We start from the raw sequence: 26585 nt of genomic DNA, 5'->3' as shown, positions 1-26585 counted from the left end.
GTGCGATTACTCCACACAGGATTTCGTCAGGAGATCTCACCGGTCGTGTCAGGTTGCTCCGATGGCTATTACTCTCGAGAGCCACAGTCGGTTACATGGACGCGGTTGCCGTCGACCTCGCCAACTCGCTGTTCGAGGAAGCACAGCAGACGAACGAGCGACGGCTGCTGGTACTTGCAGGCGAGCGTGAGCGCGGATACGAGACGCTCGCGTCCGTGCTCGAGAGCCTTCCGATTCCGATCACGGCCACGACGCTCGTCGGTCCCGACGACCGACTCCGCTGTGAACAGCTCCCGCAGTCGAACGCGAGCGAACTCCTCGGAACGACTCGAGACGCGATCGCTCTCGACGCACACGCGGGACTTCGTCCGAACGCACTCGGTAAGCTCGTCGGTGCGGTCGACGGCGGGGGGTTACTCATCTTCCTTACACCATCGCTCGATGAGTGGCCCACTCATCGGGGAGAGTTCGCCCAGTCCCTCGCCGTTCCACCGTACTCGCTGTCGGACGTGACGAGCAACTTTAAACGCCGGCTGATCGACACCCTCCGCGCGCATCGGGGAATCGGCATCGTCGACCTCGAGGCAGAGCGAATCGTCGACAGCGGATTGACCGAGCCCTCGCCGAAGTTGATCGATAGCAGACGACCGGACCGAGCACAGCCACCTGACGGAATATTTCCGACTGCCGTCTACGAGGCGTGTCTCACGGCAGATCAGTCCGACGCCGTCGCCACACTCGAGTCGATAGACCCACGATCAGCGTCGAGTGTCGAGGAAATGCAGCCGCCCGAATCGACGCCGGAGTCACACCGTCCGAGCGCCGTCGTTCTCGAGGCTGACAGAGGACGAGGCAAGTCGAGCGCCGCGGGACTTGCAGCGGGGGCGATGGCCGCCGCGGGACACTCAGTCCTCGTTACGGCCCCGCGCAGTCGAAACGTGAGCGAACTCTTCGAGCGTGCGACCGCGCTGTACGAGGCGCTTCCGGAGGTGACGGTTACCGACGAAACGCCCCGTCACCTCGAGACGAGTACCGGGGGGCGAGTGCAGTACCTCGAACCGACCGAGGCTACCGCTCGACTCGAGCCCTGGGACGCCGTCATCGTCGACGAGGCGGCCGCGCTCCCCGTCTCGAGGCTCGAGTCGTTTCTCGAAGCCGACCGAGTCGCGTTCGCGACGACGATTCACGGCTACGAGGGCGCGGGACGTGGTTTCTCGGTTCGGTTCCGAGACCGCCTCGCGGACGCCGAACACGAGGTGGTCGAACGAACGCTCCTCGAGCCGATTCGCTACGCCGGGGGCGATCCGATCGAGGTCTGGGCGTTCAACGCGTTGTTGCTCGACGCTCGACCACCCGTCGAGTCACTGGTCGACGACGCCCGGCCGGAAACCGTCGAGTATCGTCGCATCGAACCGTCGGAACTCGTCTCGAACACCGTAGACGACACTGACGGGAACGAACGACTGCTCAGAGAGGCGTTCGGACTCCTCGTCCTCGCACACTACCGGACCACACCCGACGACCTCGCGAGGCTGCTCGATGCACCGAACCTCGAGGCTCGTGCCCTCCTTACCGAGCCGGACGCCGCCGGATCGAGACACGTCGCCAGTGTCGCGTTGCTCGCTCGCGAAGGGAACCTCTCTGCAGAAACGCGGAGGACGATGTACGAGGGCGGTCGCGTTCGCGGGAACATGCTTCCAGACGTGCTTACGAGCCAATTGCGAGACGAAGCCGCCGCGTCGCCGTCGGGGCTCCGCGTCGTTCGCATCGCGACTCACCACGCGGTCAGATCTAACGGCCTCGGCTCGCACGTCCTCGAGTGCATCCACGACGAATTCGCCGACTCGCTCGATTGGCTCGGAACCGGCTTCGGCGCGACGCCCGACTTGCTCTCCTTCTGGCGGGAAAACGGCTATCGGACGGTACACCTCTCGACGACGCGCAACGAGGCCAGCGGCGAGCACTCCGCACTCATGCTCGCACCGACGAGCGACAGCGGGCGCACCCTCCACGATCGGCACGCAGAGTGGTTCGCGAGTCGGGTGCAGGCGTTGTGTACCGATTCGCTCGCAACCCTCGAGCCCGATACCGTTCGAGAAGCGTTACGATCAGTCGATAATTGTGCGCTCACCTCACTCGGACTCTCCGCCCACGAGTGGCGACTCCTCGCCGCTGCTGCGTACGGACCGGGTCTCTTCGACGTCGATCCCGGTCCGTTTCGCGACCTGATCGTGCACTATTTCGTCGAAAACCCGCCGAACATCGAGTTGACGGAGCGCGAAGAGCGACTGCTCGTCGAGAAAGGGCTCCAGGCCCGAGACTGGGAAACCGTTGCGTCTCGTCTCGAGTACCACTCGACGGGGCAGTGCAAACGAGCCCTCGGTGACGCAATTCGCCCACTCGTCGACCACTACGGAACCGACGTTGCTCGTGAGGTGCGAGAGCGATTCCGTGACCCGTGAACGCGCCCAGCGTCGATGGATCGCAATTCAAAGCAGTCGTCGGATGATCCTCGAGGGAACCAGTTCGAAGAACCACGCGATCAAACGCCAGCGCCGGGTCACGTAGACGTGCGTTCGTCCCTTCCGAATCGCTCTGGCGATCTGTGTCGCCGCCGTCTCTGGGCTGCAGTCCCAGAACGTCCCGTAGGCGAGGTCGGTGTCGACGAACCCCGGCTCGACGGTGGTGATCCTCACGTCGCTCTCGCGGGCTCGTTGGCGACTCCGAAGTCCCTCGAGATAGGTCGAGACGAACGCTTTCGAGGCGTTGTACGCCTGCGTTCCGCCGGTTCCGAAGCGGGCTGCGACGGACGAGATGCCGACGAGGTGACCGTCGCGTCCGCCCGTCGAAGTCGACGTCTCCTCGAAGTACGATACGGCGGCCGTTGCAATGGCTGCGAACCCGCGCACGTTGACGTCGATCGTCCGCCGTTCCGTCTCCCACTCGAGATCGTGGTTCGCGTCCCCGACGCCCGCACTAACGACGACCAGATCGACCGACAGCATGGCGTCGGCGAGCTCGAAAAAGCCCGCTCGAGCGTCTTCGGGGTTCGTGACATCCATCGTCGCGACGTACGACTTCGTCGGGAGTTCCGTCCCGATCTGTCGAAGTCGCTCGGTTCGGCGGGCGGTCAATCCGACCTCGTATCCCTCCTCGGCGAGCGTTCTGGCGAGTGCCTCGCCGATACCCGACGACGCGCCGACGACGATCGCACCGCGAGTTTCCGTCATGTGGTAACGTTCGAAGGGACACACCTAATGATATGGGTAACAGTGATGACGGACGACTCACAATCAAAATGACGGCCGGACGTACAAGGTTCGGACGTACTCGAGTGAGCACACGTACGACGTCGGTGTGAAGACGCTACGCCTTTACCCCACCCCGTCGTGGCCCGAATATGGTCGACGCGGTCACCATGGTCGCAGTTGCTTTGCTCGTGGGTGGCGTCGTCGGAACGCTCGTGCCGCTCGTTCCCGGCGGATTGCTCTCGCTCTCCGGTGTCTATCTCTACTGGTGGACGAGTGGCTTTGGCGAACCCGGAACGATCACGATCGTCATCCTCACGGTACTCGGAGCGGTGACGATCTTCGCCGAGTTCTTCGCCGGGGCCCTCGCCGCTCGAGTCGGCGGTGCGTCGTGGACAACGACGACAATCGCGGGGGTCGTCGCTGTCGTCTCGTTACTCGTTGTCGGCCCCGTCGGCTTGCTTATCGGGCTCTTTGGAACGGTCTTCGTCGTCGAGTACCTCCGACGAGGCGACGCCAACCACAGCGCCCGTTCTGCACTCTTTGCGACCGTCGGGACGCTCGCCTCGAGCGCGATTCAGGCGATGTTGACCGCGACGATGCTCTTCGTGTTCGTCGTTTCCGTCTTCGCCCTCTGAACGCGCGGGGGAATCCTCCCCACGCCGTCCGTCGCCGAAACCGATGAGTCACTGGCCGTCGTGGGCGCGAGTATGACCTGTGCAGAAGACGACTGCGACCGACCAGTCGCCGTCGAACTCCACATTCCCTGGCGCGACAATCGACTGGTCTGTGCCCCCCACGCTCGAGTGTTGGGCCGGCAAGACGGCGTCGTCGCCGACCCGATTGTCGAACGCGGTGACGACCTCCTCGAGAGCGATCGCTGAACGCACCCGAAGAGACGGGCAGTTAACCGACAACACCCATTTTCGCGGTCAGGAGAAACGCAAACGGGTTCGCGCATTTTGTCAGCGGTGGAATTTATCCCGCTGTGGCTCCATTACATCGCTATGAGCATGTTCGAACGGCTGGGTGAGAAGGTCGAGCGATTCAAACAGGAAGCGGTCGCCGCCCGTGACGACAGTGCCGAGTACCGGTGTCGAAACTGTGGGTCCGAAATCTACAACGAACAATCGTCGTGTCCCGAGTGTGGCAGTACCGAAGTCGAGTCGGTCGCTGACGAACCCACGGCAGACGAGTCGGACGATTCCACGAGCGAAACGCCAAACAGCGAGGGAGAAACCGACCGAGAACCTGGCGAGACGGCCTCCGATTCCACTGGTGAGAGTGGCCCCGACGACACCGACACCAGCGGCGAAGAGTAAGTTCTCAGCCCCTGATCCAAACCTAGCGCGAGTTACTCGTGCGTGAAGTACGCGACCGTCTCATCCTCGTCCTGTCGATCTATTCTCGCGAAGCCGACCCGGACGAACTGGACGAGTTCGTCCGATGAGAGGTCGCCGACGCCGGGTTCGGCGTGCCCGCGGACGTCGCCGTCGGGGGTTCGCATTCGAAACGAGACGCTCTCTGTCGCTGGTACCCAGTGAATCACGTCGACGTCTCCCTCTCGAACGACGTCGATGTCGTCGCCGGTGTACTGGAGCGTGTCTCGAGTGTACTGGAAACAACCCAGTCCCTTGAGCCAAATTCGTTCCTCGCGCTGTGGGAGGTCGTCCGGTTCGAGCAACACTGAATCGCCGACGGGGATCTCGCGCACGCCTCGGTCCTCGTGATTCGGGTGACGCAGTGGGTTCGCTTCGTCAGGTGGACTTCCGCCCAACGGGATCTGGTTACCCTCGCGGACGAAAAAGCGCCGGTCCGTCTCCTCGTCGATCAACTCGCGGTTGTTCGCGTAAATCGTGCTCATCGCGAGGTCGACGTCGCTGGTCGAGGTTCCGAGCCCAACCATGGACTCGACGATCGCTTCGCCACGAATCCCGCGTCGACGGAGGCTCTTGAGCGTCGGCACGCGCGGATCGTCCCAGCCCTCGAGTTCGCCGGCGTCGATGAGTTCCGAAATCGTCGAGGTACTCATCTTCACGTCGTAGGCGTCGATCTGGACGTGTCCCCAGTGGACGACCTCCGGATACTCCCAATCGAAGTAGTCGTAGACGAATCGCTGGCGCTTCGCGGAGTCTTGAAGATCGATTCCGCGAATGATGTGCGTGATGCCGATCAGGTGATCGTCCACACCCGACTGGAAGTCGAGCATCGGCCAGCAGCGATACTGGCTCGCCTCCTCGCGCGGATGTGGCGTGTCGATCATCCGGAAAGCGACCCAGTCGCGGAGTGCCGGATTCTTGTGCTCGATGTCCGTCTTCACGCGCAGAACCATCTCGCCGCTTTCGTACTCGCCGACGATCATGTCCTCGAACTCCTCGAGGACGGTTTCGACGTCCTTGTCACGGTGAGGACAGGCTTCGCCCGAATTTTTCAGTTCCGAGAACTCCTCGCCCGAGCACGAACACGTGTAGGCCCCGCCGAGTTCGATCAATTCGCGGGCGTGGTCGTAGTAGGTCTCGAGTCGATCACTCGCCCGGAACACGTCGTCAGGCTCGAAGCCGAGGTACTCGAGATCCTCGAGAATCGAGTCGTACGCCGTGAGATCCGGTCGTTTCGTCTCGGGATCGGTGTCGTCGAAGCGGACGCAGAACCAGCCGTCGTAGCGATCCCGATACGTTCCGATCACGGCCGGCATGCGAGCGTGGCCGACGTGCCACGGGCCGTTCGGGTTCGGCGCACACCGCATTCGGATCTCGTCGTACTCGTCGGCCCGCGGAAGGTCTGGCAGGTCGTGTTCGTCTTCTTCGTCCTCGGCTTCGATCTCTGCCAGTTCCTCGGGGGCGAGTTCCTCGAGTCGGTCGCGCTTTTCGTCGTATGAGAGATCGTTGACCCGGCCGATGACGCCACCGATGACGCCCGGAATTTCGTCCCCGTGCTCGCGGAAGTCCGGGTTCTCACCCATCAACGGCCCCATAATCGCACCGACGTTGGCGTCGCTCTCGTGTTTGACAGCGTTCAACAGCGCGTGTTTCTCGGCTTCGCGCTCGACACGCTCGCGGAGATCGTCGTTCATTACTGGGGGGTATTCATGCACGGACCAAAACCTCCGCGGTGTCGGGTCGGTGTTGTGGCGGAGTAGTCGTGGTCAGATGAGAAGGATGACACGCTCCGAGTGATTCGTTCGCAAACGGTAGCGGGCCGTCTATCGCAAGTAGTGGTCTTAGAACGGCAGAGTGACGAAAAACTGACCTGTGACTGCGTTCTACAGTAACTGGGTGCAGGAGGTGCTTTACGGCTCCCCGCCGTTGCAACTGCTGACCAGTATCGCCGTTATCTTCGCACTCGTCGCGTTATTTGCACTGACTCGAGGTCTGCGACGTCTTCTCGGCGACCGCTATACGCGGAACTTCGCCGAGGCTGTCGAGATGGCCGTCTTCGCTGGCAGTATCGTCGTCGCGGCCTACGTGCTCGCCGATATCTGGGCACTTTCGTTCGTCTTCGGCGAGGTTCTCGACGTCATCTTCGTCGACCGCTTCACCGGCATCCGTGGCGCAGTATCGGTCGCAATCCTCACCACCGGCTATCTGCTCGTTCGAATGGTCAACCGCTCGTTCGACCGTCTCTACCGAGAAGACCTCATCACGAACCACCAGAAAGAGGTCGCCTACCACACGGCCGACGCCGGTATCTTCGTCATCGCAGGCCTGGTTATCATGTCGATCTGGGGGATCGAACTGACGAATCTCATCCTCAGCGCTGGCGTTGTCAGCGCCGTCTTCGGCCTGGCCGCCCAGAAAACCGTCGCTGCGTTCGTCGCCGGCTTCCTCCTCCTCTTTACACGTCCCTTCCGGGCCGGCGACTGGATCGAGGTCGCAAACCAGAACGATCGCAAGACTGCCGGCATCGTTCAGGACATTACCATCTCGCACACGAAGATCCGGACGTTCAACGACGAACACGTCCTCGTTCCGAACGACGAGCTCACCTCGAACGAACTCATCAACTACTCGCGAAGCAATCGCCTCCGCGTCGACGTCGAACTCGGCGTCGACTACGACACCAACCTCAACCGCGCCCGAACCGTCATCCGCAACGCCGTCGACGGCATCGACATCATCAGCCCACTCAAAGAACCCCAGGTCGTCTCCAAACGCTTCGGCGACTCCGCAGTGGTACTCGAGTTACAGTTCTGGATCGAGGACCCGAAGCGCCGGCGCGTCTGGCAGGCCCAGACGGTCGTTATCGACGCGATCAAGAACGCCTTCGAGCAAGAAGCGATTACGATTCCGTACCCACAACGGACACATCAGTCGCGGAACGACCGCGGCTTTCGGGTGGCGTCGGCGGCGTCGATGGAGGGAGACGGGAGACTCGAGTCCGACAGAGGAGAGCCGCGTACGAGTACGGAACCTGAGACGAAGGGAGACGCGGTAGAACCAGCGCAAGACCGGGAGGTCACGAATAGGTAGCATGCAACAGAAACGGAGTGCTTGTGGTGTGTGGTGGCCCGTTTGCGAGGCACCACGGTAGCGAGCCAGCGAATCGGTGAATTGGTGAATCAGCGCATCAGCACATCAGCGGGCTGGCGAATCAGTAGCCGCGTTCGATCAGATAATCCGCCAGCTCACACAGGAGCTGTCGAGCCTCGTTGTCAGGCAACACCTCGAGTCGGGATTTCCCCTGTTCGACGAGGTCTTCCGCCGTCTCCTTCGCGTAGGTGATCGAGCCTGCTTTCTCGAGTTCGGCGAGGGCAGCGTCGATTTCGGCTTCGGTAACGGCTTCGACGGTGTCTGAGTCGACCAGATCGTCGATCACGACGCCCTGTTCTCGAGCGTGGACGGTAATCAGCGTCTGTTTGTTTTCGACGAGGTCGCTCCCTCGTTGCTTGCCGAGTTTGTCACTCGGAACCGTCAAGTCGAGCACGTCGTCTTGGATCTGGAACGCGCGACCGATATCGAGTCCGTAGCCATAGAGGGCCTCGATCGTCTCGTCGTCGCTTCCCAGCAAGACGGCCGGAAGACACGCCGACGCGGCGTACAACACGGCCGTCTTTTGCTCGACCATCTCCAGGTACTCTTCGGGAGAGACGTTGGCTCGCTCTTCGAACGTGACGTCCAACGATTGGCCCTCACAGATTTTCGTACACGTCGTCGCGAGGATGCCGAGCGCTTCGACCATTCGGTCGGGGTCGGCACCCGTCTCGAGCATGATCTCGAACGCCTTCGAGTAGAGCGTATCACCTGCGAGGATAGCCGCCTCGAGGTCGTACTCCTTGTGTACGGCAGGAACGCCGCGTCGGAGGTCGTCGTCGTCCATAATATCGTCGTGTATCAGCGTAAACGATTGGATGACTTCGACGCTGACCGCGGCGTTCATGATGTCGATCGTGCCTCCATCGAGCGACGGGAATGTACGGTAGTCACTCGACAGTGGTTCGACGTCGACGAGCGACTCTGCCGTCGTAAGCAACACGGTCGGGCGTAGTCGCTTACCACCCGCATCGAGCAGGTATCGTGAGGCTTCGTAGAGCCGTTCGGGCCGTTGGACTGGCAATTCTTCCGGGATCGCGTCGTTGACCTGCTCGCGGCGCTTCCGGACCGCTTCGAGCACCGCCTCTTCTCGTGCCTCTGGGGTTGTCATATCAATCGACGAGCTGAATGAGGTTGCCATTTCTCGAGACGTGGATGTCTCGGCCCATCTTGTACCCCTCGCTCTCACAGAGGTTGACGTACCCCGAGAGGCCCTTGAGATCCTGGTGAGCCGGGATGATGTGCTGTGGCTGCAGCGCATTGAGCATCGTGTAGTGGCCCTCCTGGTTCATGTGCCCGGAGACGTGGATGTCGTCGTAGACGCGAGCGCCCTGCATACCCAGGAGTTTCTCGGCCTGGTAGCGCTGGCCCTCGTTCGTCGGCTCCGGAATGACACGTGCGGAGAAGACGACCTTGTCGCCGTCGTCCAGTTGATACGGTGTCTCGCCGCGGGCCATCCGCGTAAGCATCGCTCGAGGCTCTCCCTGGTGACCGGTCACGATCGGTAGGAAGTCCTCCTTGCCTTCGTTCATGATGCGTTTGAAGGTGCGGTCGACGGATTTCCGGTGACCGAACATCCCAAGATCCGACGGGAAGTCGACGAAGTCGAGTCGTTCTGCGGTTCCCGAGTACTTCTCCATCGAACGGCCCAGCAAGACTGGCTGACGGCCGATGTCGTTTGCGAACTCAACTAAGGACTTCACGCGTGCGATGTGACTCGAGAACGTCGTCGCGACGATGCCGCCGTCGTAGTCCTCCATACTGTAGAGAACGTCACGGAGGTGTTCGCGAGCGACGTTTTCGGAGGGCGTGCGGCCCTTCTTGTTCGCGTTCGTACAGTCCTCGATGTAACAGAGGACGCCGTTGCCTTCGCGACCGATCTCGCGGAATCGCTCCATGTCGATCGGATCGCCGAGCACCGGCGTGTGGTCCATACGCTTGTCCAGTCCGTAGACGACAGCGCCTTCCGGCGTGTGCAACACTGGGTTGATCGCGTCGATGATCGAGTGCGTGACGTTGACGAACTCGAGGTCGACCTTGCCGGAGTCGCCGATCGACATCGTCTCGCCGGCGTCCATCTTGATCAGGTCGTTCTCGACGCCGAATTTCTGCTCGCCTTCGATCTGCTGTTTGACGAGTTCGATCGTAAACGGCGTCGCGACGATGGGTGCGTCGTAACGGTGTGCGAGTTTCGAGATCGCACCGATGTGGTCGAGGTGACCGTGCGTCGGGACGATCGCCTGAACGTCGCCCTCGAGGTCGCTCATGATCCGATCGTCGGGGATCGCACCCATATCGATCAGATCGAGACTGTGCATCCGTTCGGTTTCGACGTTGTCGTGGATGAGAACCTGCGAGAGGTTCAGGCCCATATCGAAGATGACGACGTCGTCACCGGCGCGGACGGCAGTCATCTGCCGTCCAACTTCTTCGTAGCCGCCGATTGTTGCAATTTCTATTTCCATGGTTCGTTGTACTGAAAGCCGTGTGGATTGACTCTCATCGAAACGGTCCGCGGACTCCCGGTTATTCGGCCCCGGCGTCTTTCAGCGCGTCGGCCTCCCGCTATGCGCACGAGGAGGTAAACCGCCTCCACGTGTACAACGTTTGTACACTCCGTGCGCACTTGCCCGCGGGTTTCGCTAGTGAAGTATACATCCCGGGGTGTTAAAAACACAGTGGGTTAGCTGTCTCCACACTCGTTCACTCTTACAGATCAGACAATAGAGGAATGAGCACCGTTTCTCCACAGAGAACTCGAATACCTACTCGATCGTCGTCCCTGGATTCTTCCCTTCGAGAAATGACGCCAATCCGTCGAGTCCGAAGATCGACGACGCTCCCTCGAGTTCGAGTAACCCGTTGACTTTCCCAGCCATTCCACCAGTGACGTCGGTCGTCTCACTAGCACCCAGTACGGACTCGACGGCTTCGTAGTTCGAAATCCGCTCGATTACGGCATCCTCCTCGTCTAGCACGCCCGGAACCGTCGAGCAAAGGCCGATTCGATCGGCCTCGAGGGCTCGAGCCAGTTCGACGACCAGTTCGTCGCCACTGACGACGGTTGCCCCGCGGCCCGTCTGTGCGATCACGTCGCCGTGAAGGACCGGAACGAACCCCTCCGCGAGCATCGACTTCACCTGGCTGGTCGGAAGTTCGAGGGCCCCGTCCCCATCCCGGCACGCTGTCGAAAACGGATGTACCGGAACTGCCTGCACGTCGCGTTCGAGCAGCCGCGTCAACACGAACTGATTCAGCGTCTTCATCGCTCCGTGAATCTCGAGGACAGCGCCCGCGTCGTGCGTTCCCGTCGTCGTGCTCACACCGTGTTCGCTGGCGTTGTGGTGGCCGAAACTGCCGCCACCGTGGACGAGGACGAGTCCGCCCTCGAGTGCACCCCCCTCGTTTTCGAGGGCACGTGCAATCGAATCAGCCGCTTGCTCGAGGGACGCTCCATCGAGGGTTTCAGCCCGGTCCTTGTGAGTGATGACACTCCCCCCGAGTTTCAACACGATCATTCGAGCCTCCTCACCCCAGTTTCGGCAAGTTCCGCACGGAAGGCGTCCCGACAGCCGGGCGTGTACGACAGTGCAGTCTCCGTTTCGTCGCTCGGATCGAGCGCGACGATACACCCGCCACCGCCAGCACCGGTCAGTTTCGCGCCGTGTGCTCCCGCGTTTCGAGCAGCCCAGACCATCGAATCGAGCGACCGAGAGGAGACACCGAGTGCCCCGAGAAGCCCGTGATTGAAGTTCATCAACCGGCCGAGTTCTTCGATATCTCCCCTCTCGAGTGCCCGTTCACCCTTTCGAACGATGTCGCCGATCGCTTCGACCGTATCCGAGGCGAAGGAGTACTCCTCACGAAGCGAACGGACGCCAGCAACGAGTTGCCCCGTGTCACCCGCCCCGCCGTCGAATCCGACGACGATCGGTAGATCCGGGGCATCGAGCGTTCGACAATCGTCTCCTTCGACTCGAACGGCTCCACCCGTGGCCGAACAGAAGGTATCGGCTCGTGAGGCCTCGCCGCTTTGAACCGCCGATTCGGTTTGATACGCTCGTTCGGCCAGTTCGTCGATCTCGAGCGTCGTTCCGAGTTCTCGAGTCCCGGCATCGATGGCCGCAACCACGACAGCGGCTGACGATCCGAGGCCTGCACCGAGTGGAATATCGCTCTCGATAGTAACGTCGAACCCAACGTCTTCTTCACCCGTCACGTCTCTTACGTGCTCGATCGCGACGTCGACGTACCCCATCGCCGCCGTGAGAAGGGACTCAGAGACGTCGACATCCGGTGGCGAGCCTGCTGTACCACCGTATTCGACGGTAAAGCCATCCAAACTGAGGTCCTCGGCGTGTATCCGAAGTTTGCTATCCGACCGTTGTTCGACGCCCACCTGCGCCCGTACCTCGATCGCGCACGGAACTGCGGGTTCGCCGTAAACCACCGCGTGCTCCCCGAACAGATACACCTTCCCGGGAGCGCTCGAAACTGCCATGTTCGAGCGTTCGTACGACGATGGTTAATACCTATCCTCTCGAGCGCGAATCTGGCACCCCCACCGACGACGTGTTCGAATATCGGTAGTCGGATTTAAGCCAGTGTCCACGCTACGCGGTCGTATGTCTCTCGTCTTACCCAGCGAACTCGTCGTCGATCGGTTTCTCCCGACGGTTCGAGCCATGCTCGCGACCAGACTGGCTGAGCGCGGTCTGACCCAACAGGAGATTGCAACGAATCTCGGAGTGACACAAGCTGCCGTCAGTAAGTACATTAGCGGTGACGGCGGCGGCGACGATCGCTTTCGAGAGCACCCTGAAACGGTTGCTACCGTCGATCGGATCGCCGATGGACTCTCGAGTGAAGAGATGGACGGCTACGACGCGCTGTCCGAGCTACTAGCCCTCGTTCACAGTCTCGTCGATCGCGGGCCAATCTGTGAACTCCACGAAGAGGAAATGCCAGGGCTCCAAGGGCTCGGATGTGACCTCTGCGTGCGCGGACTCGATTCCGACGTCCGCGCCGAGCGCGACGTGCTCGCCTCCGTTCGAACCGCTGCGCGGACGCTTGCAGCCATCCCTGAAATGGTATCTTACGTCCCAAACGTTGGAACCAACGTCGGAATGGCACTTCCGGACCCACACGACGAGACCGACATCGCCGCAATTCCCGGCCGAATATACGCGATGGGAAGACGAATCGAGATTCCCGCAAATCCCGAATTCGGTGCCTCGAAACACGTCGCCACCGCCATTCTCGCAGCGAACGATACTGACCAGACGATCCGCGGGGCGACCAACATCGCGACCGATGACGCGTTGCTCGAAACCGCTCGAGTGCTGGGATTAGATCCACTCGAGTTCGACGCGGAGTACGAAAACCGCGGCGATCACCTTCGGTCACGCTTCGACGAACGAGGTGGTGTCCCACCAGTCGCGTATCACCGTGGTGCGTTTGGCATCGAGCCAACGACGTACGTGTTCGGAGTCGACGCTGGGGCAGCAACTGAACGGGTTCGGACACTCGTTACTGAATCGTCGGAGAGCTAATTTTCGTCGCTGACGTAAGTTGCGAAAACTGACGAGGCTGTAGCCTCAACGCAGCGTTCTGATCACGCATTTCGCTGCTATTCACTCCCAGCGCAATTGGTTGGAATCGCCTGGCGCTTCGAATCGATGATAGCGAATAACTCCATCTACACCCCCTCATTTTAGTAAATAAGATGGAAATTCAGAAGTTATTTAGTTAGAGATTATATATTATTGACTGATGAAAGAGCGTTGGAATCAATCGCGCCGACAGTGGCTCGGTGCCTGTGCAAGTCTTGGAAGTGCGACCGTCCTTGCAGGGTGTTTCGGAAGTGACAGTGATGATGACTCGAGCCCTGAAGAGGAAAATGTGACAGGTGCAGATTGGCCGATGTATGGCGTTGATCTGCAGAACACAAACTATCAGTCGAATGCAACAGAGGTAGAGGGAGATGAATTAACCAAAAGCAGTGTTATTGAATTGGATGGGATTAGTACCCATCCAATTACTATTTCTGAAGGATATATTTGTGGCCATAGTACCGGCGGGAAAATGTTTACGATAGATATCGACACTGGAAATATATTGTGGGAAAGAGAGAATTTTGGCAGGCCTATTATTCATGATGGCACTGTTTACGGCCCAACTACAGATGAACGAATTCACGGATATAATATAAAGAATGGCGACCACTGGGAATCACAAACAATTGATTCCATTGATGGACTTGGTTATCCATTACCAACTGAAGAGGCAATCTTCGTTTTTAGTTCGGAAGTACTTTGGAAGGTTGACTATGAAACAGGAGAATACACGAAAGTTATTGAATTACCACCATATATTGGTGGTTATAGTGAGTGGCCAGCATTTCAAGATGGTGTCATCTATATGTCTCGATCGTCCGAAATGCATGCAATAAACGTAAAAACCCCCGAAATTCTGTGGACTTTCGAACCTGAGGGTGGGGGAAGTATGGCAGATAGTAATCCGACAATTGGGAACGGGCTAATTTACACAACGAGTCGTGATCAAAATTTGCATGCTATTGAGATAGAGTCCGGAAACGAAGTTTGGTCAATTGACACAGACACACGTGCTGAAACCAGTCCCGCGTTCGCAAATGACATTGTTTACCTCGCAGAATCAGGACGTGCAGTTGCTGTTGATGCTGATTCCGGTGAAATAGTGTGGGAAGATGCTGAATCAATCATCGGAAAACCACAAGATATGGTAATTGTGGGTGAAACGTGTTATACAGCAACTCGATTTGGTATCTGGACTCATGACGCGTCTACAGGCGACCTCAATTGGGAATATCGTATTCCCGACGAGAGTGATGTAGGCTTCAATGCTCCCCCAACTATTTCGGATGGACAAATATACGTCCCGTCTGACGATGAAAAATTGTATTCTATTGGGGGTTCATGATATGATTGCCTGGAAAATCCAACATATCGAGTGTAGGCTCGATCTGGTTCGTAGTGGTTTTATGTTAATATATATTATTTGTTTATTTAATCATACTGTATAATAATGGTGTATACACCTAACCAGACACGCCGCGAGTGGATCAATACTTGTGCAGTTGTCGTAGGTGGAACTGCAGTTGCAGGATGTGTCGAGGAAGACAACAATGATAATAGTAATGGAAAGAATAGTAATCAAGACCCAAATTGGCCAATGTACGGGATCGATGTGCAAAACACTGGGTATCAACCGAATGTATCTGGACCAGAAGGCGATAATATCGAGCTGAGAGAAGTTTATGATATTGGTGGTGGAAGTTCGTATCCAGTCGTAACTGCTGGCGACCACATCTATGTGACGAGTCGCGATGGTGTCGTATTAGCATTAAATCGTGAAACAGAGGAACTCATCTGGGAAGCAGAAGGTCATGGCCCACTGATGGTTTTCGAGGACCGTGTCTATGGTCCGCGTGGAAGCCACCGTATATACGGTTACGACAGAGAAGATGGGGTGCGATGGGAATCAGATGAAATTGACCTTCAGCGAAGTCTCAATCTAAACAACGAGCCTATTGTGACGGAAGACGGTATTTTTGTCATCTCTGATCACAACGTTTGGAAGATTGATATAGACACTGGAGAGTATATTAGTGTCCGTGAATACCCTCGAGATTCGCGTGATCTTACTGGAACTACTGATATTCCTGCATACAATGATGGTGTACTCTATCATGCTATGGGGATCGAGTTATTTGCATTAGATATTGAAAGTGGTGAGCATAAATGGAGTGTCGAGAGTGAAAACGTCCTACACATTGGTAACCCATCAGTATTTGACGATATCATCTATGTACCTGGTGGTGGAAAAATGATATACGCTTTTGATATTGATTCTGGTAAGGAATTATGGACGGTCGAAATATATGACAGTATTGAAGAACGTCCTACTGTTGCTGAGGAGTTGATATATATTGATGATGGTCAGAAGTTAACTGCAATTGATTCACACACGGGTGAAATTGATTGGGATGTAGAGACACCTGCGGGAACTAACGAGGTTGTTGTAGCAAATGAGACAGTATATAGTTCAGACATTTTTGGCCTCCGTGCTCACGATATGCATTCCGGAACCCTCAAATGGGAATTCGAAATTGAGGAACCAACTGAAGACGGCTTCTCAACACCGCCAGCGGTGTTCGATGATGCCATATATTGTATATCAACTAATGGAAAACTGTATTCCCTTGAAGACACCTGAACTATCATCGGATAGTTATTTGTCACTTTTCTATATTCTATAAGCAATCTCCTTCAGAGTGAGTGTTCGTATTTGGCCCTACATCATTCCAAAACTCCGAACATGCTTCCCCGGGGGCATTACTATACTCATTATCACCAACACCTGGCGCACCTTGTGGCATAAACTGTGGAGCAGGTACCACAGCCATGATCGTTTGACTATTTTCGTAGCTAATAGCGTCACTCGAACCCAACTCGAGTTCGCTTCCACTTGGTGTTTCTAACGATACGTCCCTGTCTTCGCGAACATACGTCGTTGTGCCAGTCGAGGAAGGATCACCACTCGTTGCCTGGACTTCAAACCGTGTGTACTCTCCCTCGAGTTCGACCTCCCAGGCATCTACTTGCAGGTAGAACAGAGGCGGCCACGGAATCAACGGAAAACCAGGGAATCCGACTTGATTCTCGTAGGCAGCACCCATCGGAGCAAATTCAGTGTTCTCGTCAATATCGAGTGGACCTTCACCCTCTCCCCGTACTGCTGGTACATCCGTTTGATTCACCGTCCTCTGTGAGGAGTGATACGTCGGAGAACCATCGACATCGATGTGAACGTCGTTGAGTACGTCCGGAGTGTCGACTTCAGAGCCACCTTCGTCTTGAAGCAGTTCTTCACCTGAGCCGAGCATCTCATCGAGAAGATCCATCGGCCCACCAATGAGGTCGTTTGCAGAGTCAAGCATTCCACCGAGCAAATCGTCGATGAGATTCCCACCGCCGGTCGAAATCTGTTCGTGATGGGTCGCCAATTCATCGACGTAATCGTACATGCTATTAAAGTACACTTGACGAGCCTCCATCGTAGCAACAGCTGGTGCGTTCTCGAAGTCGTCAGTCTCGGTTACGTACTGTCGTTCTACCTCTTCGATGTTCTCCTCAATCTCGCGCATCGGGCTCTCTTCAGCAGTGAGCATCTCCATAATGTCTGCCTCGACCGGTTCAATTTCTTGGACTACCTCGAGGTGAACATCCATGAGATCGTCGTGTACAATTTCTGTCTGAAGTTCGTCAGCGCTTCGGGGCGACAGTTGAACTTCTTCGTTGAACCCTCTCTCGAAATTGATCGCATCCTCAAAATCGTCGACAGATTCGATGTTATCCGATCTCGATTCAACCCATTCTTCTAACTCTGCATCACTATCGATACGTTGTCCGAAGTACTCCTCAGTTACGGCTTCAGATGCACCCTCCCAATTTGTCGGCGATCCACCGACGTATGGATCTGGTGACCCACCACTATCGAGAACGTGTTCGACGCTGTGTGGGGTGATTTCTATGTCTGGTGCAATCTCGCCATCTAGTTCGAAAGATGTCGTGTAGTTCGTTGTCGTGAAATCTGACCTCGTGACATCTGGCGAAGAGTTCGTGTTGGTGTCGTTCCATCGGCCAGTCGTACCGTATCTCATTTCGACGTCGATATCGACATCGACTAGTGACCGTTCTAAGCTCGAGTCACCATTATCCGAACCAACCTCGTTGATATTGGCGACCACATCCTCAACAGAAGACGTGTACGTCGGGTCCATCTCAGATAAGTTGTCGATGTCATACTCATCTGGATTAAGTGTAGGTGTTGTAGGATAAGCGGGGCCATCTTTACTTGGACTATTATACCCTTCCCCGATACGTGTGTCAATAGAATATATGCTTTCAACAATATTTTCCGTATTATCTACTTCTTCAATACTAGTCTCCCGAATGCTTTCCAAATCGTTTTGAATATTTCCAATATTGGCAATAGATTCGTCGTCATGGTCCTCTTCATCAATGTTTTCAGACCTTTCACTATTACCATAGTAGTCCTCGAGATATTCTTCAGTAAACGTAGACGTATCGTTAAGCGGCTCTCGCATCTCGCTCTCGAGGTCACCCTCACTAAGATCGGCCTCCATCTCGTACATAGCCATATCTGCAAAGACGTGTCCCTGGATTTCCCCTTCCATGTCAACTCCCTCGAGCATGCCGACGACGAGCTCCTCGATGGTCGGCATGTCGGGAAGTTCGCCATCCGGTGATACGATCCCTTCCTCACACAGTGCATCGACGGTGTCGACGTCCTCGTCAGGATGCAGTTGGGCCGCGATATCGTCGAAATCGTAGTTTAAATCGAGTGCGTCTTCCGAGAGGTCGTAGGCCATACAGAGTTGCGGCCCTGCCATGACGCGATTGGCGTAGTCATCTTGCGTACCAAACACCTCCTGTTGGGCTGTAAACCGAGCATCGTTGGCCATCACTTCCGTGTGGTCGTTCGGCGTAACGTTTTCGAACGCTCGGTCCGCTGGATCACCCAATAACCGATCGTAGTAGGCCTTCCCCCAGGTGAGTGGCCACATTCGCTTCGCCAAATCGTAACCATAGCCTTCTCGATCGTCAATGCTCTCGATCATCCCCTTGTTGAGGTGCTCCTCGTAGTCCTCGACGTGTTCGTGAAGTTCCATCATGGTGGTCCCGACCGACGCGGTAATATCGCGGGAATGTTCCGCCACTACAGTGCCATCCTCGTCTCGAACAGTGATCTCGACATCGTCGATCGTTACATCCATGATGCCGTCATCTTCGTCAATGTCGACGACCTCGAGTGCGCTCTCGAGATCCGTTCCGTCTCCCCAGTCGTCGACCTCGGGGAGTGATACCGAGACTGTCTGTCCCTGCCCGACGTCTTGGTGTCTGCCCTCGAGGGACGCGGTGGCTTCGGCGAGAATGGTGAGTTTCGTCTGTTCTTCGAACGCATTCTCTTCGTCTACCACCTCCTCTAGATCCGAATCGACGGTCGTGAGTGGAGATTGAACGACGTCGTCACTCGCGCGTACGGTCGCGTGACGGATTTCGCTAGTCGCATACGCCTCGCCACGGTCGATTGCCCTCTCCGTGCTGGTGTCGATTTCTGGTTCGTCTCTGGTCTCGAGTATCGCGACAATCATGATCGAACTCACGAGGAGTAAGACGCCGATGATCGCGAACGGAATCCGTGCTCTGTCGTCTGATGCAATCGAAATCGTCTGGGAGCGGGTGCGTCTCATTCGTTCCAGGTCTGAATCGTAATCGTGACCGTATCGGTCGATGTTTCATCGAGAATTGCCTCGAGTTGCTTTTCGTCGCGGTCGGTTTCGTCGTTGTTGTCGTCGATTTCCTCGAACTCGGATTCGAACGCGTCCTCGAGGTCTGACGCGAGCCACGCCGCAAGGGCGTCGGCGTCGGTAACATCGTACCCGCCTTCCTGCCCGACGAGGAGATTTCGATTGGCCGCCTGTGCGTTTGCTTCGGTGCGCGTCAATGGTGGGTGGGTGTCCGGGCTGCGAAACGAGAACTCACCGACTGCCTCGGCCATCGACTGGTACTGATAGACCGTTTGTTCGCGGTTGATGCCCTGGTCCTCGAGGGCGTACTGGGACGATTCTGGGGGGAAGAAGCCATCGACGATTTCTTTACCGATGACCGTTGCTGCGACGGCAGACGATTCGTTATCATCAATTTGATAGTCTTGGAAGTGTGAGTCGTCGATTGGAGAGACGCCACTCGAAACTGTCGTCGAGGTACTCGACACGTCAGCATTTGCAGGCGGTCGGGTGCCAGCCGTCGCTGTGCCGTTGATTGTTGCATCAGCGTACGGCTCCCACTCAGCGACGACGTAGAAGTCCTGTTCCGTTCCAACGAGATTCTCACGAATCGACCAGTCGACGGCCTCCTCGTATGCATCACTGTAGGCTACAACAGATTTCCCGTCGATCTGGTAATTCATCACGGCTGCATCAGCGAGCAACCCGAGGGGTGAACCGTGATCGGTTCGCGAGTAAGTATTGTCGTTCGTAATCACTGGTTCAGAAAATTCGTCTTCGTCGCGTATGTCTTCGATACTGTACGTAACGGAAATCGTGGATTCACTCAGCACATCCGTCATTTGCGCCGCAGAGAGACTTTCGCCGCCGTGAGTTTGCCCTGCACCTGTCGTTTCGTGTCCGTGGCTATCTACTGGGGATTCGTCTGCTGTCGTTGCGAGATAGTAGCCGACGATCATCACGCTCGCGGAGATGAGGAGGAGTGCGAGTGCAACGTCGATGACCGTACTGACGCCACGTTCAGACGGAAAGTCGGTCACGATTACCAGGCCTCCACGTGTACGGTCCCACCTCGGACGTCGGCTTCCGTGACCTCGATGGAGATTGATCGCGTGGAAATGTCCGTCTCATCCGGTTCACCGGCCGCTCGAGGCGGACCGAAGTCACTGTGGGTAGACTGAAGTTGTCTGTCACGCAGGTCGTCGCCGTCAGAATTGAAGTGTGCAGCAGCGAAGACGGTCGGTTCACCGTCATCGTAGGCCCTGACCTCTATGTATACGTTCTCGCCGTTTGGCAACGAGTTGGATTGGATTGCTTCGAGCATCTCCTGGTCCATCTCGGATTCGTACTCGTAGGCCGGGAAGGTGCCACGCTCGGCGTCCTCGAGGTCGTCCCAAACGTTGTCGATGGCGGTCTCTGTGACGGTGCGATCACTCGTTCCCGGAAGGACATCGCTCACGTAGACGGTGTACAATCCGACGCCGGCGATGAGTGCCATCACGGCGAAGAGTGCGGCGATCGGTTCGGTTTGGCCTCTAGACGCTGACGAGTGTGACATGATAGTGTTCAGTCTCTGTATTGTAGTCGACAAACGGTTCGTCATCGTCGAACGCTGCCGTTCGCGGGATCGAATTCGTACACGTTTCGGTCGTGTCGAACCCGAGTTCGCGTTCGCACGTCTCGCCGTCGTCGAACTCGAGTGTCGCATCGACCGGTTCGCTACCGGGGCGGTTGATGTTCGACGATTCGATTTCTACGTCGAGTGTTCCAGTTCGGCCGGGAATCACCTCCGAGGTGCTTGCGTCGCTGATGGACGTACCGTCTAGCCAGACGTACTCGCCGTCGACGTCTAACTCGAGTTCGTTGCCAGCGACCCCGTCGTACGATGCAGTGACGGTGCCGATCCCGGTAATGGATGCGCCGCCGATCCCGAATTCGGACGTCGTCGTCTCGAACTCGACAGTTTCGACGAGCGGATCGAGCGAATCGCTATCCGGTTCGACGCTGATCTGTCTGGTGACTAACTCACCGCTTGCGGTCAGTTCCGTGCCACTGTTTTCGTCGTATCGGTCACCGGCGTCCGCGAGGAACTCGCTAACCGCATGTGTATCGCCGTCGGCGAGTTCCGCTTCGTATTCGTCTTCGAACGCGACGCCGTGCGTAATGTTTTCTAACCGATCAGACCCGCTTACCGGGACGACGAAGGTGTCGTAGTCTACACTCGCGTGTGCAGTGCCGTGATCGTTCGCTAACTCGAGCGTCGAACCGTCGAAAACGATAGTTTCGGCGTCGTACTCCCACGACGAACTCGATTCGCTGTCGCTCGCGGCAACCGGTTCGATCGCGTTGGCTGCTTCGGGCGCGTCTGGCGGTGGTCCCGTTGGAAGGCCGAGAACCAGACCAGCAACCGCGATACTGACGAGGGACACGGCCAAAAAGACGTACCATCCGTCGAGAGGGGCCTCCCAATCCATGGCCGGGTTGGCCGCGCTTTCGTATATAAATGTCCGCAGGTATCAGCTTCGACCTACCAGGCGGCGACGACAGATTACCAGTTCGCTTCGTGAGATCAAACGCCCGACCATACCATCACAGTGATGTTTTACATTCGACGATCGTTACGTCCTCGAGGTCGATTTCACAGAGTCGGACGCTTCTATGGATTCGATAATAATGGCTGAGTAGTGGGTATTCCGAGACGAGCCGATCGTATGGATATCATCATCACGATTCAGCATGCAGCGAACGTGCACTTTTTCAAACACGTTATCTGCGAGCTCGAGGCGGTGGGACACGACGTGCACGTGTTTGCTCGGGAGAAGGGTGTGACGACGCGACTGCTCGACGCCTATCGGATCGAGTACGAACTCCTGTGTGGAGAACCCGACGGGTGGTTCGGATTGGGGCTGACGCAGGTACGATACGAATATCGGTTGCTTCAACGAGCACGTGAAATCGAGCCAGCGGTTATCGTCTCCAGTCACGGGATTGCAGCGACACACGTCGCGACGCTCGTCGGTGCGAGGAGTCACGTCTACATCGACACCGAGACGGCGATCAATGGTGGGAACCGTCTGACGACTCCGTTTGCGGACACGATCTACACACCGGAGAGCTTCCGTGAGGGATACAGTGGGGACCACGTTACCTACCCAGGATTTCACGAACTTGCGTATCTCCACCCGAGTCGATTCGAGCCGAACGAGTCGATTCTCAGACGACACGGTGTCGACCCCGACGACCGATACGCCGTGCTCCGATTCGGTGCGTGGAAGGGGAATCACGACGTCGGAAAGAACGGTATCTCGCCCGAATGCCGACAGGAGATCACCGACATGCTTGCAGCGAACGGCGACGTGTACGTCTCCGTCGAGGGTGACGATGAGGTTCCGATGGGCGGTGAACCTCTTCCCGTTCCACCGGAGTCGTTTCATCACTTACTCGCGTTCGCCGACATCGTCGTCGGCGAAGTCGCGACGACAACGCTCGAGGCCGGCGTTCTCGGCACGCCAACCGTTCGGATCAGCCCATTTGCTGGTCAGAACGAAATGGGAAAATTCCGCGAACTCGAAGACCGAGGGCTCGTTCGATCGTTTCGTACGAGTCGAGAAGCCGAGGCGCTCGAGGTCATCGAACGAATCGATCGTGATCCGACTGCTACAGCGACCTGGGCGGATCGACGTGAGACGCTCCTGTCGGAGACGACAGACGTTACGGCGTACGTAATTTCCCAACTTCACGAGCGTGGCGTTTCGACGACGGACCGTCTCACACCCCAGACATCGGAGGCAACGAGGGACGAGCGCAACGACTCGATTCCAAACTGATCAGGAATATGCACGTTCTCAGCCTCACCACGACTGATTGGCGCAGTTTCTATCAAACACAGATGACCGCTCTCGAGCACGCCGGTATCGAGGTGACGACCGTTCCAGTTCCCGGAGAGCACCGTGCTCGTGAGGACGCTGTCAGTCGTCGAACGCCCTTCGACTACGTGCAGTATCTGCCACAGGTACTCCGCGAGTCGAGGGGCGAGTACGACCTCGTTCACGCGAATTACGGCCTCACCGTCCCCTTCGCCGTCGCCGCAGCGTCGCTCCCACGAACCGAATTACCGGTCGTTTCGACCCTCTGGGGCGGCGAGTATCGAGACAACCCCTTCGCGTCGATCATCGAACGGTTCACCGCTCGAAGCGATCGGATCGTCGTTCCCTCGAACACGATGGCAGATCGCGTCGACCAACCGAGCCACGTCGTCCCATTTCCCGTCGATACGACTCAGTTTCGACCGATTCCTCGAGCCGAGGCGCGTGAACGCGTTGAGTGGCCCACCGACGAACGGATCGTCCTCTTTCCCTACGCACCGTCGCGCGAAGAAAAGAATTACCCACTGGCACGACGTGTCGTCGACGAACTCGAGCACGAAGTGAGCCTCCGAACGGTCGCCAACGAGCCCTACGACGAGATGCCGTCCTATCTCAATGCCGCTGACGCCGTGTTGATCACCTCACGATTCGAAAGCGGCCCGATGTCGCTCAAGGAGGCTGCCGCTTGCAACACGCCAGTCGTCTCGCGCGACGTCGGCTTTGCCCGGGAGGTACTCGAGGACGTGTCAAACTCTGCAATCGCAAACGACGTGGACTCACTCCGCGAGGAACTGGCAGCAGTCCTCGAGCGTGATGAGCCCTCAGATGGGAGAAGGCGAGTGACCGAGTATACGACCGCCGAGATGGGGACGCGTCTCCGTGGCGTCTACGAACGCTGTCTCGCTGACGCGTGAATTCGCTTATCAGCGACGATATCGGCCGATAACCTACCCGAATCCGACTAGCAGTCGGACTGGAATCCCAACGGCGAAGATAGCGATCAGTGCCGCTGTCGCAGCCACAACTGGAAGCGGGATTTTCTCCGTTTCGAAGTCGAACAGCGACTCGAGCATACTCGTCGTTGCCCCGGACGCTACGTAATTCCTTTGTTCGCACTCGCTAGGAACGATGAGCGCCAATATGGCAGTACACAGTGTCGAAAACGAACAGCGTCGATTACAACGGGTTAGACCATGCTCTCGAAGTCCTCGAGCGAGTACGACGGCTCTGCGCCGCGGCGGTCGAGGACTTCGTTGGCGAGCAGCCAGTAGACGACCGAAAGGGCCTTGCGACCCTTGTTGTTCGTCGGGACGACGAGGTCGACGTTGCTGACCTGGTTGTTCGAGTCACACATCGCGATGACTGGAATTCCGACCGTGATCGCCTCTTTGACTGCCTGGGCGTCACCGATCGGGTCCGTGACGACGAGAACATCAGGCTCGATGTAACCGTCGTACTTGGGGTTCGTCAGCGTTCCCGGGATGAAGCGACCGGTACGGGCACGAGCGCCCACGGCTTCGGCGAACTTCTCCGCTGGGAAGCGACCGTACTGACGACTCGAGGTGACCAGAATCTGTTCTGGGTCGTAGTTCGCGAGGAAGTCCGCGGCCGTTCGGATACGGCCGTCGGTCTTCGAGACGTCCAGCACGTACAGACCGTCGGTTCGGACGCGGTGGATGAACCGCTCCATGTCGTCGGTCTTTTGCTGGGTCCCGATGTGAACACCGGCACCGAGGTAGTCCTCGACGGGAATGAGGAGGTCCGCTTCCTCGTCGGACATTACGTCGTCGTCGAGGGTTGGACCGGCGTCGTCGGCGTCCTCGCCAGTGACTGGTTCTTCCGAAGCGTCGGCCGCGTCGGCCTCGGCGTCGGTGGACTGTTCGTCGGCTGGCTCGACGTCGTCGTCGGGGTCGGCGGCGGGACCAGCACCTTCTGCTGGCTCCTCGTCGATCTCCGACTCGGCAGCGTCGAGCCCTTCCTGGGTTGCGTCGTTATCTGTCATGTCGCGTCGTCTGCGATTCTGATGAGCTCGTTGAGTTTAGCGGTTCGCTCGCCGCCGACGGCACCCGTCTTGATGAAGGGTGCGTCGGTCGCGACGGCGAGGTGTGCGATCGTCGCGTCCTCGGTCTCGCCCGAACGGTGGGAGACGACCGAATCGTATCCGTGCTCCGTCGCGAGTTCGATCGCGTCGAAGGCGTCGGAAAGCGTTCCGATCTGGTTGGGCTTGATCAGGATGCTGTTTCCAGCCCCTTGGTCGATGCCCTCGGTGAGTCGATCGGTGTTGGTGACGAAGAGGTCGTCGCCACAGATCAGCGTCCGGTCGCCGACTCTGTCGGTGAGATCGGCGAACGCCTCGTAGTCATTCTCGTCGAGTGGATCCTCGACGTAGACGAGGTCGTATTCACGGACGAGGTCGGCGATGTACTCGATCTGCTCGTCGGTGTCGCGGTTGATGCCCGCGGACTCGTACTCGTAGGTTTCCGAGTCGGCGTCGTACATCTCGGCGGCCGCGACGTCGAGACCGAATCGAATCTCGAAGCCGACGTCGTCTTCGACCTGCGAAACCGCCTCGTCGACGATTTCGAACGCCGCTTCGTCGTCGATCGACGGTGCCCACGCACCTTCGTCGCCCTTGCCCGATGGAACGTCACGTTCCTCGAGCAATTCGGCGACGACCCCGTGGACGGCGGCGTTCGCGAAGACGGCGTCTTCGATACTGGGCGCGCCAACTGGTGCGACCAAAAACTCCTGAATGTCGGTCGCATCGGCGGCGTGTTCGCCACCACCGACGACGTTTCCGAGCGGGATCGGGAAGTTCTCGCCGCGAAACGCACCACCGAGGTGCTGGAATAAGGGTGCGCCGAGCACGTCGGCACCTGCTTTTGCGGCGGCCATCGAGATGGCGACCGCACTGTTCGCACCGATCTTCGAGAAGTCGTCCGTTCCGTCTGCAGCGTGTAGAATGGTGTCGACTTCTCGTTGGTTCCCGGCGTACGCCTCACCGACGAGTCGCGGCACAGCGTGTTCACGGGCCGCGGCAATCGCCTCCGCAGGCGGCCGTTCGACGGCCTCGTACTCGCCCGTACTGGCACCACTTGGTGCGCCAGCACGGCCGAATCCGCCGCTTTCGGTGACGACGTCAGCCTCGACAGTCGGGTTCCCCCGCGAGTCGAGGATCCGTCGGAGCCGAACGTCGGTGATGAGCGTCATTTTCGATCGTACCCCCGCTTGACGGTAAACGGCAACGCGTCAGCGTCGTACTCTTCGGCGGCGATGAGGATCGGTTGGGTCTGCTCCGATTCGATCAACACCGGCGCGCCGTAGGACACCTGCAGCGCTCGTGCGCCGAGAATGCGTGCCTTCTCGTAGCGGTTGTGATGTTCCTGTTGCATGTTACTGGTATGGGGAGACCACGTCGACGAGGTCGGTGTGACTCACGAGCATGCGCCGACAGCAGTAGCGCTCGACGCCGAGTTCGTCCAAGACCTTCTGTGGGTCTTCGTCGCCCTCGTTCGCTCGTTCGTCGAACTCCTCCCAGTGTTCGCCGACGACAGTGCCACAGGTGAAACACCGGACCGGTACCATCATA

Annotated in this window: 24 protein-coding genes and 1 pseudogene; 10 read left to right on the top strand and 15 right to left on the bottom strand. The window is 57.8% G+C overall.

All coding sequences use genetic code 11. The features are described 5' to 3' along the window. Positions 1–95 precede the first annotated feature (95 nt). Positions 96–2462, top strand: a complete 2367-nt coding sequence (gene tmcA, locus BB347_RS07680) for a tRNA(Met) cytidine acetyltransferase TmcA (RefSeq protein WP_076582459.1) — start codon at positions 96–98, stop codon at positions 2460–2462. 27 nt (positions 2463–2489) lie between these two features. Here the strand turns inward: tmcA and BB347_RS07675 are convergent, their stop codons facing one another. Further along, positions 2490–3230, bottom strand: coding sequence for an SDR family NAD(P)-dependent oxidoreductase (locus tag BB347_RS07675; protein ID WP_076582457.1), 741 nt, complete (start codon positions 3228–3230; stop codon positions 2490–2492). Between the two features lie 170 nt (positions 3231–3400). Here BB347_RS07675 and BB347_RS07670 point away from each other — a divergent pair, with 170 nt between their 5' ends. The 3 genes from BB347_RS07670 to BB347_RS07665 all read left to right on the top strand — a co-directional run bounded on the left by BB347_RS07670 (position 3401) and on the right by BB347_RS07665 (position 4570). Beyond that, complete coding sequence (locus BB347_RS07670) at positions 3401–3886, top strand: DUF456 domain-containing protein (protein WP_076582456.1); 486 nt, start codon at positions 3401–3403, stop codon at positions 3884–3886. A 72-nt stretch (positions 3887–3958) separates the two neighbouring features. Beyond that, positions 3959–4132 (top strand): hypothetical protein, encoded by a 174-nt coding sequence (locus tag BB347_RS19280; RefSeq protein WP_168170938.1) that lies wholly within the window; start codon positions 3959–3961, stop codon positions 4130–4132. Between the two features lie 123 nt (positions 4133–4255). Then, positions 4256–4570 carry an FmdB family zinc ribbon protein gene (locus tag BB347_RS07665; protein WP_076582454.1) on the top strand — a complete coding sequence of 105 codons (315 nt, stop codon included), beginning with the start codon at positions 4256–4258 and terminating at the stop codon, positions 4568–4570. A gap of 32 nt (positions 4571–4602) precedes the next feature. Here BB347_RS07665 and BB347_RS07660 read toward each other — a convergent pair whose 3' ends face one another. Beyond that, positions 4603–6321, bottom strand: coding sequence for a glutamate--tRNA ligase (locus BB347_RS07660; protein ID WP_076582452.1), 1719 nt, complete (start codon positions 6319–6321; stop codon positions 4603–4605). A gap of 178 nt (positions 6322–6499) precedes the next feature. Between BB347_RS07660 and BB347_RS07655 the strand changes: the two genes are divergently transcribed. Then, positions 6500–7717: a mechanosensitive ion channel family protein gene (locus BB347_RS07655; RefSeq protein WP_076582451.1), complete on the top strand. Its 1218-nt coding sequence runs from the start codon at positions 6500–6502 to the stop codon at positions 7715–7717. Between the two features lie 121 nt (positions 7718–7838). On the opposite strand, the gene idsA3 is transcribed toward BB347_RS07655, so the two are convergent. The 4 genes and pseudogenes from idsA3 to mvk form a co-directional block, all read right to left on the bottom strand. Then, positions 7839–8888, bottom strand: a complete 1050-nt coding sequence (gene idsA3 / locus BB347_RS07650) for a geranylfarnesyl diphosphate synthase (RefSeq protein WP_076582449.1) — start codon at positions 8886–8888, stop codon at positions 7839–7841. 1 nt (position 8889) lies between these two features. Continuing rightward, positions 8890–10242 carry a ribonuclease J gene (locus BB347_RS07645; RefSeq protein ID WP_076582448.1) on the bottom strand — a complete coding sequence of 451 codons (1353 nt, stop codon included), beginning with the start codon at positions 10240–10242 and terminating at the stop codon, positions 8890–8892. Positions 10243–10542: 300 nt separating this feature from the next. Further along, complete coding sequence (locus tag BB347_RS07640) at positions 10543–11295, bottom strand: isopentenyl phosphate kinase (protein WP_076582446.1); 753 nt, start codon at positions 11293–11295, stop codon at positions 10543–10545. Beyond that, positions 11292–12281, bottom strand: a pseudogene (mvk, locus tag BB347_RS07635) (mevalonate kinase); the annotation flags it as partial. The gene BB347_RS07640 and the pseudogene mvk, both read right to left, overlap by 4 nt. A 121-nt stretch (positions 12282–12402) precedes the next feature. Between mvk and BB347_RS07630 the strand changes: the two are divergent. From BB347_RS07630 to BB347_RS07620, 3 genes are all read left to right on the top strand, one after another. Beyond that, entirely contained in the window at positions 12403–13329 is a 927-nt protein-coding gene (locus BB347_RS07630; protein WP_076582443.1) for a thiamine-phosphate synthase family protein, read from the top strand. Positions 13330–13549: 220 nt separating this feature from the next. After that, the gene (locus BB347_RS07625; RefSeq protein ID WP_083687766.1) at positions 13550–14737 is read left to right on the top strand and encodes an outer membrane protein assembly factor BamB family protein; all 1188 of its coding nucleotides are present in this window, start codon (positions 13550–13552) and stop codon (positions 14735–14737) included. Positions 14738–14842: 105 nt separating this feature from the next. Next, positions 14843–16033 (top strand): PQQ-like beta-propeller repeat protein, encoded by a 1191-nt coding sequence (locus BB347_RS07620; protein WP_083687765.1) that lies wholly within the window; start codon positions 14843–14845, stop codon positions 16031–16033. Between the two features lie 37 nt (positions 16034–16070). On the opposite strand, the gene BB347_RS07615 is transcribed toward BB347_RS07620, so the two are convergent. Genes BB347_RS07615 through BB347_RS07600 form a run of 4 tightly spaced genes read right to left on the bottom strand, consistent with a single transcriptional unit; the run spans position 16071 to position 21604 of the window. Further along, positions 16071–19094, bottom strand: coding sequence for a DUF7286 family protein (locus BB347_RS07615; protein WP_076582438.1), 3024 nt, complete (start codon positions 19092–19094; stop codon positions 16071–16073). Next, positions 19091–20170: a DUF7284 family protein gene (locus BB347_RS07610; RefSeq protein WP_236995990.1), complete on the bottom strand. Its 1080-nt coding sequence runs from the start codon at positions 20168–20170 to the stop codon at positions 19091–19093. The genes BB347_RS07615 and BB347_RS07610 overlap by 4 nt, the downstream gene beginning before the upstream one ends. A gap of 2 nt (positions 20171–20172) precedes the next feature. Continuing rightward, positions 20173–20688: a DUF7285 family protein gene (locus BB347_RS07605; protein WP_076582436.1), complete on the bottom strand. Its 516-nt coding sequence runs from the start codon at positions 20686–20688 to the stop codon at positions 20173–20175. Beyond that, positions 20666–21604: a DUF7283 family protein gene (locus BB347_RS07600; protein ID WP_076582435.1), complete on the bottom strand. Its 939-nt coding sequence runs from the start codon at positions 21602–21604 to the stop codon at positions 20666–20668. Before BB347_RS07600 ends, BB347_RS07605 begins: the two co-directional genes overlap by 23 nt. Positions 21605–21841: 237 nt before the next feature. On the opposite strand from BB347_RS07600, the gene BB347_RS07595 reads away from it, so the two are divergent. Both BB347_RS07595 and BB347_RS07590 read left to right on the top strand, forming a co-directional pair. Beyond that, positions 21842–22957, top strand: a complete 1116-nt coding sequence (locus BB347_RS07595) for a DUF354 domain-containing protein (RefSeq protein ID WP_076582434.1) — start codon at positions 21842–21844, stop codon at positions 22955–22957. Between the two features lie 62 nt (positions 22958–23019). Beyond that, positions 23020–23910: a glycosyltransferase family 4 protein gene (locus tag BB347_RS07590; RefSeq protein ID WP_394329261.1), complete on the top strand. Its 891-nt coding sequence runs from the start codon at positions 23020–23022 to the stop codon at positions 23908–23910. 33 nt (positions 23911–23943) lie between these two features. Here the strand turns inward: BB347_RS07590 and BB347_RS19785 are convergent, their stop codons facing one another. The 5 genes from BB347_RS19785 to BB347_RS07570 form a co-directional block, all read right to left on the bottom strand. Next, on the bottom strand, positions 23944–24069 hold the full coding sequence (locus BB347_RS19785) for a hypothetical protein (protein WP_257787640.1): 126 nt from the start codon (positions 24067–24069) through the stop codon (positions 23944–23946). Between the two features lie 113 nt (positions 24070–24182). Then, entirely contained in the window at positions 24183–24998 is an 816-nt protein-coding gene (gene rpsB, locus BB347_RS07585; protein ID WP_076582430.1) for a 30S ribosomal protein S2, read from the bottom strand. Continuing rightward, complete coding sequence (eno, locus tag BB347_RS07580) at positions 24995–26206, bottom strand: phosphopyruvate hydratase (RefSeq protein ID WP_076582428.1); 1212 nt, start codon at positions 26204–26206, stop codon at positions 24995–24997. Before eno ends, rpsB begins: the two co-directional genes overlap by 4 nt. Beyond that, the gene (locus BB347_RS07575; RefSeq protein ID WP_076582427.1) at positions 26203–26388 is read right to left on the bottom strand and encodes a DNA-directed RNA polymerase subunit K; all 186 of its coding nucleotides are present in this window, start codon (positions 26386–26388) and stop codon (positions 26203–26205) included. The genes eno and BB347_RS07575 overlap by 4 nt, the downstream gene beginning before the upstream one ends. Before the next feature lies 1 nt (position 26389). Beyond that, complete coding sequence (locus BB347_RS07570) at positions 26390–26584, bottom strand: DNA-directed RNA polymerase subunit N (protein WP_076582425.1); 195 nt, start codon at positions 26582–26584, stop codon at positions 26390–26392. Position 26585: the final 1 nt, after the last annotated feature.

Source organism: Natronorubrum daqingense, from assembly GCF_001971705.1.
GTDB classification, from domain to species: domain Archaea; phylum Halobacteriota; class Halobacteria; order Halobacteriales; family Natrialbaceae; genus Natronorubrum; species Natronorubrum daqingense.
Note: the sequence above shows the minus strand (reverse complement) of the source record. Positions and strands in the feature narration are given on the sequence as shown.